Raw genomic sequence first — 12,618 nt, forward strand, 5'->3', positions numbered from 1 at the left:
TTTTAGATTGAAACCCACACCTGAATTGCATAGATTAGAATCCAACTCTTGTTGCCTTCAGAAAAATAATCAATTTCAAGAATAATTTCATCTTTAACAAGACTGTCTTTAACATCATAAGATAATGACTAATAGAAATACTAAAGGCGCTAGTATCAGTTTTTTCTTTCCATCTGGTTAATACAAACACAGGTAGAAAGTTAATTCCCTCATCATTTTTGAATGTCCAGATCATACCTCGAAGGTCTGAATGACTTTCTAACAACAAATAGTTTAAAACCAGTTCGGAAATAAAAGGGATTTCTGAGGATTAATGTAATTGAAGATTTTAATCAGACGGTTAAGTAGGAGACAATATCTTACTTAGTGCGGATCTAATCAAAGCAATTGCACAATGTAACTGATTAGATCCAAACTAGTAACTCAAATTTGGTTATAATCAGATATTAGAGTGAATTTAGTATATAATCTGATTGTTGAAAAGTGGAGTACAATATATGTAAGAAAGTTTCTTTCTCTTTAGTAATAATCCTGTTAAGGGGAACAGATTAATTATCTAAATAAGTTATTCTCCTAACATTATCTATATTTCTTTTTATTTTGGTCTTTCTGAACAATTAAAATTGGGAACAAACTTATCAAAGTTAGGCATGTTAGTATATTCTTCTTTTATTCTAGAGGCATTCGATAGAAAATTATCTCTAATGAGGTCTAACTGATGCATCATTGATTTCTTTGATTCCTCATTCAGAGCTAAAAAATGTGATTCCACTTTTTCAATATTGCTTACTATCTCGCTATTACCAAACATGTTAGAATAGTTTTTCATTATAGATGCATTTGTTTCGATCATTTGTTTCTGCTGAAGGTATGCATTTTCAATTATATTTTTAAATTGAGTATAATTTAGTTCGATCATTTGTTTCTGCTGAAGGTATGCATTTTCAATCATATTTTTAATTTTCTCATTGTCAGTCATTATATTTAGCCTGATTTTGGTTTTGAAAATAATTATATAAATATTGTTATTTCTTAAGGTATTAATCAATTCATTGTCAAAATTCTATAGAAATTTGATATAATTGTTTCATCAATTATAAGAAATGCACCGAAATTATACTACTAATCATAACATATTTTGAAATACACTACTAGGTAAGGACAGAGGATGATTGATAAATGCTAGATTCTAATAACCGAATTACCTCAATGGACGATATCGTGCCACTTGAGACAAATGAGCTCTTAATTGAGTTCATGAAATGCGTGTAAAAAAATGGTAGAAATCAAATTTGAATAAATAGTAACAATAAGAATGAAATCCCCCCCAGTCGTTGAGTTTATTGCAATTAAATTGCTATTTTCTTGCCAATAACGATAGAGTTTTGTGACATGACATGGGTATATGGTAAGACGATAGAAGAAGAGTGTAAAATACAAAATAGTTGTTGATAAGCCAAAAGTAGAGGAAGTACACAGGCCTTTAATCGCATATTAAAATTCAATAAAGTCCGCCTAAAGATTAATAGAAAAGAGATAACAGAGACCATAATACAAATTATTTTAAAAGTATAAAGATATATAGTGAAGTAGCAGGTATACGAATCGGCTAGAAAATGGTGTCCTCTGAATTGCGACCACCCAAAAATCACTTAGATTATAGATTACTATAGGAGGAGAAACAAGAACATCCTTCGAAAATCTGGGTAGAAGATGAAGTACCACTAGAAAGTTACAAACCAATGCATTAATCATCATGGTTGAAACTATTAGAAGTAACCATTAATTTACCTAAAGTAGTAATGTTAATTATTGTTTTACCTCTTTCACCTTTATCTACGTCGACTAAACCTAAATCTGCTAATCCTTTATTTTCTTTTCCACCCTGCACATGATAGCTTAAAAGTGGTTTTCCGTAGCCTGAAATTTGTTCCAACTCTTCCAAGCTACTTACCATCCCGCCTATGCGATCAATACTTTTTAATATGTTTAATTTGGTGTCTGATATGATTTCGCTGTAGCTGAAATTGAGAACTGGCCACATTAGAAGCATGGTGTTACCATGATCCATAGTAAAAGCCTTTATTCCATTAATAAATGCTGATGAGAGTGCTGCACAAATAATTAATTTATCGCCGGAACTTGCATTCATTAGTATATCATGATATTCCGTACTTTTCCTTGATAATATCTCATTAACTTTTTCAATGGTATCCTTTACAACATTTTCCTTCTCAACAAGAATTATTTCTGAGCCAATCCCTATTATTGATTCAATCTTTTTGGAATATTTGATGGCTTTGGATTCATCAATTGAATAACATAATAGTATCAGTCGGTGAATCGGAAAATTTTGAATCCCCAATGCTATCCCATCCTTATCCTCGTCGCCAAAGGTAGCAATCTGTAGGGTCTTCATTCTATGTTTTCTAATAAAACTCACTCTGTTAAAAAATGTTCGTATTCTTTCTAATTGAATTTGAATTTACTAAACTTCTTTTAACTTAAATTAAGCAAATTGTACCAATTTTGGGCGAGGTCAATAGCCTACCCTTAAAGGTTATCATTAATTTTATGGTTTATTTTTCACAAAAAAAAACTTCTTCCTACCTAAATATTGGCTCACTAGTCTACACCTGGCAAAATGCCGGATCAAGCCTACAGATTAATATTTTGATGGACAGGGATACTAACATAAATGCTCTCATCGATATAACATTATGTAGCTATTTTAGATCAATCTCTAAGAAACATGTTTCCATTCTAGGGGCTTTATAAAGTTATTTTCAATTAAGATTGGTTGAATTATCAAGACTTTTGACGTGGACTATTTTTCAATGCCAAATATCTCTTCTGATTTTTATCATTTTAGATTTTTATTGCATAAATTTTGAGAAAAGATTGGTATGGGATTTCGTAAACTCTGATTTTTTTAAAAAATATCACAACAAACTATAAAAATCGTTTTTGAAGTAGGCAGGACTGAATATGTAGCTTCATAAATTATCAAATATCGCTCACATATGAACGACGTATGCATTACTTCTTGTAATAGCGATCATTTTGGGTCAAGTGAAAGTTTACTGAAAGAATGGAAAAACTATATCTTCATAAGTAAATTTTCCAACAAAGCCCTGCGGGACTTATTTTGCTCAGAGGGAGGTAGCCAAAAAGACGATACTGAAGGACAGCTGTTTGCTGATAGCAATAATACAACCTTGATACATGATTTTATACCCTCTGATTGGACAATATGAATATTAACAAGATAGATCAAAAAGGATCTATTTCAGACGTAGATATGAATAAAGGGTTGTCACGAGAGTTTCGTGAACTACTCGACACATTAAAGGCTCGATTTGATAAAAACATGGAACGTCATTTGGGTATGGAGTGGCCAAAAGTACAAGGAAAGTTGGAAGGGAATAATGAAAAACTATCGTCACTCAAGAAAATGGAGAGTACCGGCGGTGAACCGGATGTTGTTGGTTATGACAAGAAGACTATTGAATACATTTTTTATGATTGTTCACCCGAGAGTCCAGTTGGCCGTAGGAATGTTTGTTACGACCGTGGAGGTCAGGAGGCAAGGAAAGCATTCAAGTCAAAAAATAACGCCATTGACATGGCAGCTGCCTTGGGAATTGAACTATTAACTGAAGAACAGTATCGAGAATTACAGAAGCTTGGAAATTTTGATACTAAGACATCAAGTTGGGTAAAAACACCTTCTGATATTAGAAAACTCGGCGGCGCCCTCTTTGCTGATCGTCGCTACGACAAAGTCTTTGTGTATCACAACAGTGCACCTTCCTACTATAGCGTAAGGGGTTTCCGGGGCTCGATAAGGGTCTAAGTTTGAATTTTGATTATTATTTTTGCTCTCCACTATATGAGGAGGATCGCATGAATAATGGTTTGGTTTATGAAAAGTTACAAGTATGATTGATTTTTCTTCGCAAAAGCAAATCCTTTGCTACATTAGATTATCATTATGCAGAACAATGAATGATTTTTTGGATTTCATTCCTAATAAAAAACGGTTATCTATATCGTAATATTACCTAGTTGTTGGTTCGTGCAGGATCTCATAGCAATAAATCAAGTACTCAAATCAAGAGTTTCATGAATATATGATTTGGCACTTTCAAATAATGAGATCAGCAGAGGGTACTTAATATATCGATCTCTTTCTCAACTATAAGCAATTCAATTTTATCCGTTGTATATTTTAGTAAATTCCTGCATGCTTGAATTTGTGATAATAGCAACTGTTTCCTATCAATACACAAGCTATGGACTGGTTCAGAAAAGACATATACCACCCTTTTATTATCAATACAACCACAAATTTTTGCCTCGCATATTAATTGATAATCAGTAATAGAAATATTCATATTCATCACTCCACCTATCGATGCACCTGATTGGGTTAGTTCTATGTACCACCGTGGTAATAGTATGGTAGATTAGAATCATTACTATTCAAAAGTTTCAATTTTTGCTCAAGTAATTTTTGTATTAGTACTTCAGCATAATTCTCTATAAGCAATGGCTTACTAATATTAATTGCATCTTTTTGCACTGACTTATCCTGTTTCGCATCCTCAGAACTCAATTCATCTGATTCCGTTGATCTTTTACGTTCGTTACTACTATCTAACGTATTTAATCTATCATGATTTAGATCATTTTGTAACGATAAGAGGTCCTCGTTCGAATTTTTAGTCAATTCATAATTATATGCTTTATTTTGTCGAGTTTTTAGTTTTGGAATTCTTGTTATTATTTTGTCCATGGATAAAATTTATAGCAAAGATATAAAAAAGGTAAAGGAATGTAGTTGAGAGACCATGTAACATTATTACTGCTTCTAATAACTAAACTCATGAAATCTCTAATCGTACTCGTAACTGTTGTAATCGAGGACAAAGATATTAACTATCACTTTGACTTTATTACCAAAACTCACAAAGTAAGCAGTAAAGACTTTTTTTGTACCAACCAATATTATGAAAGTGCAGAGATTTATTTTTTCATATGTTATTCAAACCATTAATTAGCTACAGGTTGAGATTATGAATGGGATATGAAGAATAGTTACCTCGACAGGAGATATCGATAACTGAGTTAATTGATATTAGAACTATATTGCCTTATTACTTTTATACATAACTAACGAAATAATATTTGTAAAAAATAATTGAAATCTTTTGATTCATTAAAACGGGGAAGTCACGTGTTTGTAATATGTTACTCTAGGGAAATTGAATTGTGTGATTTTCAATCCTTCATTAAGAAAGGTATAGACCATAATGAATTGGTAATTGTTTTTTTGGAAGACTGCTCAAAAGATAAAACCTATGATACGGTGAAACGGTCAGCAAAATTCCTAAATGATGAGATTCTTAAGAAGAAAGGTAGTATAATTTTCAAACCAACGGAAGAATGGTATCATCCAGATAAGTGCCTTAATGCGGAGATATTCCTTAAAAAATGGGAGATTCTGATTGCTAATGCTATAAAGAATGGTAAAGAAGGCATTAGGATCTTCGTAGAAACAAATAAATTTTTGAGGGAAAGACTTGATAACGCCTTAATTAACTATGACAAAATACTAGAGGATCTGTTTGATTTTCCCATAACTTCAATGTATGTTTACAAAAATAAAGACTTAGAAACGATGACCCCCCAACAAATTGCAATTTTGAACTCAAATCGCGGATACCATCTAAATGAGTTAGTGGTCTGACATCAATTCAGTCAGTAGTCATTCGGAGTTATCCAAATAATGACTAATCGTTATTAATTACAAAAGAAATAACATAGCCAACTATGTTTGGCTTTTGAGTCAATTTTGATACTAGTAATTAAGGATTACTAAACTGAGTAATTATATAGGATATGTAAAAACAGTAATATTAATACCAAATCAACTATACTACTTAATCAACAAGGACTTTAATGGGATAGAGAATGGGTATAAAAAGAAAGAAAAGATTATCTCCAGAGTATACTATATTATCCATTCTAGAATACCTTTGTATATCCTCAAGGGATACACCCATATCAAAGTACCACATTATTAATAAATTACCCGGAATTAAGCAGCAGAGATCAGATAGAATTAACGATCTAATGGAAGAGTTAGAAAATAATGGATTCATTCAATCTATTAAAACACCCAATTCAACATTCTACAAGATAACGGAAAAGGGTGTAGAAGCCTATGATAAATGGATAAAATCATTTCTAGATTTTTCCAGGTCAGTAAATAAATTGAATTCGGATCTTGATTAAGTTTAGTTCATGTGCTAACAGAATATCATCATACTGAATTCATGATACCAGGTTTCTCGATTATGATTAGGTAGCCTATCGATTTGTTTGAATAATTTTTAGCATAATCCATTGCTTCACTTGTAATATCATTTCCGACTAATAATGCCAGTCCAACATATTTACTTGTAGCCTTAGAATATTCCAATACTGATCTTACGAATAACTTGATCTCATTAGTATCAATTGTATCGGGGTTGGTAACTATCTTTCCGACAACCGTACCATATTCATTGAGTTTATTAACGACAAAGTCGTTATCGTCACCGCCATCTTTGGACATAATCTTATCACCATCGATTAAAACATCAAACATGATATCTTTAGAAATCCCCTGGTCAAAGAAAGAGTCAATATTATCTTTATTTTTGGAGATATACTTTTTAATGGGTTCTCCAATTTCACCAATATTCTCAATAATGGAAAAGAAGAGAGTTTTTTTATCTAGATTTGAGAGACCGATACTAATTAATGATCCAATAGAGTTTTTTTCAAAAACATAGGCCCAATTATCTAATTTCTTTCGAGTATTTAGAATTATTCTTAACAGGAATACGATAATTCCTATGGCTATAAACGCTATTAAAGAGAGAACAATATCATATTCATCTTCAGGTAAAAACTTGATATATCCTTTAACAGCTGCGGTATCTATAAAAACTAATAATGCAAAGGCCACTAACACTGACAATAGTACATAAAGAATACGTTCTATGGAGTGAATTGAATATACAGCTTTTTGTGAATATGTTGTTATGAGTGTAGGAGAAAAAGTATTCAGATCTGAATTGTCCTGGTTGTCGAAAATTTTCATTAACTAGGACATTAGTTGTTTAAAGAAAGTATATAAATTAAATAGTAACTAAATTACGGTAGTGAGATTATTATCAAAACTTCAGTAATCTTGGGCTTGGTACTTCAAAATTAGTTTTAGCATTTGAACATAGTATTCTTGCTCGTAATATGTCAATTAAGTCTTTGATTATTCATGAATATTGCCTTCAAATAGATATTAATTTAATTCAAACTGAGGAAGGTTAGTAGTAACCATACAAGATACATTCTATGAGAATACCACCTATTATTTATAATTTATTGTCAGTGCTTATTATACTGACTTTGACAGTGTTAGAATATTGAAAAAACAGGCAAGAAGATTGACACCTAAATACTTCAATCAAGATATTTCGGATTCTCAAATGAGTAAACCAAATCTACGGATAAGATTTTTCTGAGAATATAGATCCTTTTTAATTATTGACGAAAACAGAATCGGTTGATACCGCGATAGATTTGATGGACTAAATTAGAATACATAAACTTAATGACAGATTTTATGAACATCCAAGAAAATCACGTCCTTAATTTGTCTTAATTATGAAAGACAATCTTCTATAAAGAGAAAATCAAGGCAAATAATTCCTATATAGTAATTAATTTAATGTTGGTTCACATATAATAATATACTTTTATAAAAGCGTGTAGGCTTTGGCGCAAGCCAATAAAGGTCTTCAGATAGCATAACAGATCTCAATACCAAGACCCAATACCTACAAATGCAAATTGTGTTTGCAGTTGTATTTTAATAATAGCGATTTTATTAATTTTCAGAGTACTTGTGATTTTTTCATGAAGGAAAAAAATACACAAAGTTGATCTTGAACCATATTTGCACTCATGTATAATGCATCCAATATCAAATCATGATCCCTATAGGAATCTATTTTTATGCCAGATAGCACTTATTGTGTATATTAATGCTTATGTGAGTGAAATGGCTTTTGAATTGTGAAGTGTGAATTTTGTTCCGATTCCGTTTGATTATGCATTTAGACAAATTGATGGATCAAAGAACCATGTTGTGTGTCTAGCAGAATTCATTCGAGAGATCTTCAGAATGACTATTGATATTATATGATTTCAAAAAAAATGAAAATGGAGTAGTTGATTTATTCGTTAGGATAAGCAATCTCCATAGGTTTTAAAAAGGGGTAGGTGTTCACATCCAATCTAGGGACCAGTAATTCCTTTGTATAATTTAAATTCTATTGGTCTAGACACCAAATCTTGTATCTTAGCTCTCAAAGCTATTGATTCCTGACTGTTGTAATGTTTATCATAAGATTCTTTGCTATCCCAAACTTCATCAAACAACAATTCATTTGGATTTTCCATTGATGAATTAAATGTATAGACTACATTGCCTTCTCTTTTTCTTGGTGGATCAACAAGGGGAATAAAAAGGTCTAATAACTCTTGCTTCTTCCCTTCCTTTGCATTAATCAATACTATTACTCTTATTTGAGAACTCTCGGTGTTTGAGTGCATTTGCATAAAATATTTCATATCATGTATTAAACTTTTCCATAACATCCGGATATAATATAAAAAAATGTTCGTCCATTTCCGTGATTCACAAAAATAAAGACTAAAAGATAAATCAATTCGCTTAGGAGAGGATGTTATACCTGCTCATCTAAAATTAGAATAAACCCGCTAGTGCATATCCTTTATTTCAAATCTTGTTGTGAAAAATGGTCATCTGTGATAATAATATAGGACGTAGAGAATAACAAATTTGATTAGCATCCATTTAGAATGCTTTGAATCAGATAAACCCTGCTAAAAGATTTTTTAGTTATCTGAAGATACCTAATATTTTTTAAAAATTTTTATCTTAATACATGATCAATAGATACTTCGTAATATCCGCATATTCTTATTATTAATATGTTACTAAATATAAATACATGTCCAGAATGTTGCAAATTACCTTATTTGGTATTTAAAAACTTATTAGAGTAGGGGTCAAATTGTAAAGTATCACGACCCTTACCATCGTTAAGACCAACTATTTCATGGTCTACGAAAAAGAACAGGTCGATTTACCGATTTGCTGATATATGCCCGAGAGCTGAAGTTTGATTTTACTCCGTTTGGCCTTGTGCCGTAGAGGTACGGTACTATCCCTTAGCTTTACATGCAGTAACCTTGTTGATCATACAATCCCTATTAGGTTGATCAAATAGATAACATTTGTTTTGCGCAAACATATCAATAATAGTAATTGTTCTAATCGCTCCCGTGACAGTAACAACAACCGCGCTTATAATAATCATAATATTCTATTTATCATTTAACTGATCGAAAATATCATTATTTTGTGCATGGGTTATTTTATTGAAACTTATCAGTTTAATTGGACAGCTATAACCAGTTAAAAGAAGGATAATAAATTATTATCCAGAGAATTAACTAACATCCCAAAACAAATGACTACCACACACCGAAAACAAGAAGATCGCAGAAATAAATTTTAAAGCACTGGCAAGTATTATTGAAGTATAGTTCCATTTAATACATGGGATCAATCTTTGGTGTGGCTTTTTTATCATTTCAGACTTAATGAATTGATTAGGAGAATAGAATGTAGTAAGATTAGTATGTTGTTAACAGGAACTAAAAGCCAGAAGAAATCCACAAAATACTATTAATCGAGTATTCTGGATGTCAGGTATTGACCTATATGACCATCCATTCTTCTATATCCTCAATGTAAGGTCGGGTAAATAATTCAGATATTCAAGATGATTAAACCTGAAATAGAATATCAAAATGTTTTTTAACATGTTCAAAGTATATTTGATTACCATAGCCGAAACACTTCCATTAGGGTCTTACACTTTCTCGGGTGTAAGACCTTAGTAGAATTTCATTTTTCAAATAATTGTCCTTGGCAAGAGGTTTGAAGCCGATTTCTCACAGCATTGGGTTTTAAGAAATTTTTTGAATAGCATGACCAATATGTTTGAAATTTGTCTTGGGTAAGAAATATTGCTTGATAATGATATTATAGTGAGATATAATTATTGTATTAGGTCTCTCTTTGTTCTAGTCCTCCTTTAAATTTCTCCTTGAAATAATATTTACTCGAAAACATTTTCATGGTTACTGGAATTCTATTCAAAGCATTTATCAACATCTACCATATTGACTAGACTTATTCGAAGGTTATTTCTTATTTTGATAATCTGATGATCAATTGATGACTTTTGACATGACTCAATTAAGTAGTTTCTTAGATGAAATAGATTAAGTGGTATTATTGACTCTTGTTGCCTAAATGCTAAACCGGGGAATCTCAAAATGTGGATAGTGGAGGTAAAGATATAGTTATTGTTATAGTTATTACTAATCTTATGAAATCATTAACTTTTTCTTGCGCCGACGATTAACTATTATTTCGTTGCTATTTTCATTTTGGTTTTCCTGATTTTGTTCTTCACCTACTATTGTGATACCTTCATTATTTTTTTGTCTCTTTTTTATCATAGGATTGGTAGCAATATCAATTGATTTTTCTGAATGTTGTTGTTCAGAAACTTCCTTTAAAGTATCATTTGAATAAACTGATGAAGGAGAATTGATCACATAGTGTCTATGTCTTTTTTCTACATCTTTATTGTCCCCTTTAAGGACCTTTTCTATTTCTTTTGCCAAAATCTTTTTGACTAATTCTTTGAGTTTATCTGTATCAGGACCAGGTGGATATGTGGCCAGTAAATATTCAAATATTTTCATGTACTCGGCTACTTTGTTGCGATACTCCTCCTCAGATGGTTTGTGATTTCTTGTTATCTTAAACCATGTAGTTGCACATTGAGCAGGATAAGCTTTTGCAAGTTCTTCTATTACGCGCTCCATTTCAAAGAAGTCTAGCATAAAGATAATCTCCTATAGAAAAGAAAAATTGGAATATCTTCCTTTCTTCTCAATTTACATATTATGTGTTATTGTACTATTTATCCTCTCATGTTGGGCTTGGTATAGAAACAATACAATCCAATTGAAGTTGAAGCCAAAAGTAATCTCATCACATAGAGCTGTAAACCAAATGTTTTATGTGTAAAAAGTAATATGCGTTATTTGGATCCAGATCTTGATGCAAGATAGAATATATGAAAAGAAAAAACAGACAATTCTGAGATTTATCAAAAAACATAGAAAAGTGGACCATTCATTTATTCTAAATGAAGTCAATATCGATTATGACACTTTAATGAAGATAATTTCTGAGTTACATAGTGAAGGACTATTGGACCCTAAATTAAGTTAGGTTTAGGATGTAACCCTTAGGTGTACCTTAGAAAGTAGGTCACTAAGAAGATTTTACCAGCTTTGAAGGACTGATAGTGAGATAAACCTCTATCCAAATTACCAAACCATCAGATCCAAACTTTACAGGATTCCACTATTTCTAATGGTTGCTTTTTGTATACTATTTGTCTAATCTCTCATTAACCGTATTTTTCTCAGCCTTTACCAATAGAATCTCCATGATAGAATTGATATAGATGAGGAAACCCTTTGATCATCTCTCTCGTTTTGTAGCTCCTAAAAAAATGGGTAAAAATAGGATGATTTGTAGACCTGTATTCACAAAATACCTGCGAAATCCCTTACCACCTTATGTTTGATAATTGCATTTCGAATCGTAACTTCTGTATTTCCGACATTGGATTAAATTCCACTCTCACGTAATTTCGCAGAGAATCTGATGTTATGGTTTGATATTTGTATGAATATTTCTTATATCTAGGATTGTCAGTCATCATCGACCAAATTACATGGGTTATGTCCTTCTAGTTCTCAAAAAATAAAATTGGTTATAGAGAATATACTGATATTATAAGCAGAGGTTTCCAGGTTGAACAGTAAAAAATCAATACTAATTACATCACCATAAAAGGATAGACATCTGAATTAGCCATTCTCAAGTGTATTCGCCTAGTTAGTCTGTTCCCCAAGGATTATCTATGACAAACTTCCAGGATCCATCGGATTGTTGACGTAACACATCTGTGGATTTGGAATACATATCGACAGGGTTCCCATCAGGTCCAGTTCCACTACAAGACCATTCGGTAGTAACCAATGCAAGATCGCTTGCTTGAAGTACCCTCTTTACTTTTAAATCCAGCTTACCCTTTAGGTCGATAAAATTACGCAGGCATTGACGTATGGATTCAGAATTATTTACGAGTTGGCCAGGCTGTGGCGCAAAACATGCATCAGCCTCATAGAGTGTCATGAGGGAATCCAAGTCTCCCGAGGTTATGCCTTCAACCACCGAATTTAATACATCTCTGGGTGTCATTTTTTTAGACATCAAGTTTTTTTTGTAATAGTTGGTTTTAAGTTTATCAGAAAAGAATAACCAGGAGTCAACTAAAAGACAATTGCAGATGAGAGTCATATTCTTTTGTTTTTTCCACTAGG

Annotated in this window: 11 protein-coding genes; 4 read left to right on the forward strand and 7 right to left on the reverse strand. The window is 31.8% G+C overall.

All coding sequences use genetic code 11. The annotated features are described in order from the left end of the window. Positions 1–595 precede the first annotated feature (595 nt). Positions 596–979 (reverse strand): hypothetical protein, encoded by a 384-nt coding sequence (locus NMY3_RS11970; RefSeq protein ID WP_196816078.1) that lies wholly within the window; start codon positions 977–979, stop codon positions 596–598. A gap of 768 nt (positions 980–1,747) precedes the next feature. Then, positions 1,748–2,419, reverse strand: coding sequence for a hypothetical protein (locus NMY3_RS11975; RefSeq protein ID WP_196816079.1), 672 nt, complete (start codon positions 2,417–2,419; stop codon positions 1,748–1,750). 604 nt (positions 2,420–3,023) lie between these two features. Here NMY3_RS11975 and NMY3_RS11980 point away from each other — a divergent pair. Together NMY3_RS11980 and NMY3_RS11985 are read left to right on the forward strand one after the other, a co-directional pair. Then, on the forward strand, positions 3,024–3,257 hold the full coding sequence (locus tag NMY3_RS11980) for a hypothetical protein (protein WP_196816080.1): 234 nt from the start codon (positions 3,024–3,026) through the stop codon (positions 3,255–3,257). Positions 3,258–3,301: 44 nt separating this feature from the next. Beyond that, complete coding sequence (locus NMY3_RS11985; RefSeq protein ID WP_425319409.1) at positions 3,302–3,856, forward strand: DUF4256 domain-containing protein; 555 nt, start codon at positions 3,302–3,304, stop codon at positions 3,854–3,856. 582 nt (positions 3,857–4,438) lie between these two features. On the opposite strand, the gene NMY3_RS11990 is transcribed toward NMY3_RS11985, so the two are convergent. Beyond that, entirely contained in the window at positions 4,439–4,798 is a 360-nt protein-coding gene (locus NMY3_RS11990) for a hypothetical protein (protein ID WP_196816082.1), read from the reverse strand. A 474-nt stretch (positions 4,799–5,272) separates the two neighbouring features. Here NMY3_RS11990 and NMY3_RS11995 point away from each other — a divergent pair, with 474 nt between their 5' ends. Then, positions 5,273–5,752: an MEDS domain-containing protein gene (locus NMY3_RS11995; protein ID WP_196816083.1), complete on the forward strand. Its 480-nt coding sequence runs from the start codon at positions 5,273–5,275 to the stop codon at positions 5,750–5,752. A gap of 224 nt (positions 5,753–5,976) precedes the next feature. After that, complete coding sequence (locus tag NMY3_RS12000; protein WP_196816084.1) at positions 5,977–6,300, forward strand: hypothetical protein; 324 nt, start codon at positions 5,977–5,979, stop codon at positions 6,298–6,300. A 28-nt stretch (positions 6,301–6,328) separates the two neighbouring features. Here the strand turns inward: NMY3_RS12000 and NMY3_RS12005 are convergent, their stop codons facing one another. From NMY3_RS12005 to NMY3_RS12020, 4 genes are all read right to left on the reverse strand, one after another. Beyond that, a complete protein-coding gene (locus NMY3_RS12005; RefSeq protein ID WP_196816085.1) occupies positions 6,329–7,153 on the reverse strand; it encodes a hypothetical protein in 825 nt (274 codons plus the stop codon). A 1,196-nt stretch (positions 7,154–8,349) separates the two neighbouring features. Then, complete coding sequence (locus tag NMY3_RS12010; RefSeq protein ID WP_231100047.1) at positions 8,350–8,667, reverse strand: putative quinol monooxygenase; 318 nt, start codon at positions 8,665–8,667, stop codon at positions 8,350–8,352. Between the two features lie 1,869 nt (positions 8,668–10,536). Then, a complete protein-coding gene (locus tag NMY3_RS12015; RefSeq protein WP_196816087.1) occupies positions 10,537–11,061 on the reverse strand; it encodes a hypothetical protein in 525 nt (174 codons plus the stop codon). Positions 11,062–12,130: 1,069 nt separating this feature from the next. Then, positions 12,131–12,496 carry a YybH family protein gene (locus tag NMY3_RS12020; RefSeq protein ID WP_196816088.1) on the reverse strand — a complete coding sequence of 122 codons (366 nt, stop codon included), beginning with the start codon at positions 12,494–12,496 and terminating at the stop codon, positions 12,131–12,133. Between the last annotated feature and the right edge of the window lie 122 nt (positions 12,497–12,618).

Origin of the sequence: Candidatus Nitrosocosmicus oleophilus (genome assembly GCF_000802205.1) — an archaeon.
Lineage (GTDB): Archaea > Thermoproteota > Nitrososphaeria > Nitrososphaerales > Nitrososphaeraceae > Nitrosocosmicus > Nitrosocosmicus oleophilus.

Excerpts from the sequence above, each read along its gene's own strand:
- NMY3_RS11970 (WP_196816078.1), bottom strand. The coding sequence starts at position 979 with ATGACTGACAATGAGAAAATTAAAAATATGATTGAAAATGCATACCTT.
- NMY3_RS11985 (WP_425319409.1), top strand. The coding sequence starts at position 3,302 with ATGAATAAAGGGTTGTCACGAGAGTTTCGTGAACTACTCGACACATTA.
- NMY3_RS12000 (WP_196816084.1), top strand. The coding sequence starts at position 5,977 with ATGGGTATAAAAAGAAAGAAAAGATTATCTCCAGAGTATACTATATTA.
- NMY3_RS12005 (WP_196816085.1), bottom strand. The coding sequence starts at position 7,153 with ATGAAAATTTTCGACAACCAGGACAATTCAGATCTGAATACTTTTTCT.
- NMY3_RS12015 (WP_196816087.1), bottom strand. The coding sequence starts at position 11,061 with ATGCTAGACTTCTTTGAAATGGAGCGCGTAATAGAAGAACTTGCAAAA.
- NMY3_RS11980 (WP_196816080.1), top strand. The coding sequence starts at position 3,024 with ATGAACGACGTATGCATTACTTCTTGTAATAGCGATCATTTTGGGTCA.
- NMY3_RS11975 (WP_196816079.1), bottom strand. The coding sequence starts at position 2,419 with ATGAAGACCCTACAGATTGCTACCTTTGGCGACGAGGATAAGGATGGG.
- NMY3_RS12020 (WP_196816088.1), bottom strand. The coding sequence starts at position 12,496 with ATGACACCCAGAGATGTATTAAATTCGGTGGTTGAAGGCATAACCTCG.
- NMY3_RS12010 (WP_231100047.1), bottom strand. The coding sequence starts at position 8,667 with ATGCACTCAAACACCGAGAGTTCTCAAATAAGAGTAATAGTATTGATT.
- NMY3_RS11990 (WP_196816082.1), bottom strand. The coding sequence starts at position 4,798 with ATGGACAAAATAATAACAAGAATTCCAAAACTAAAAACTCGACAAAAT.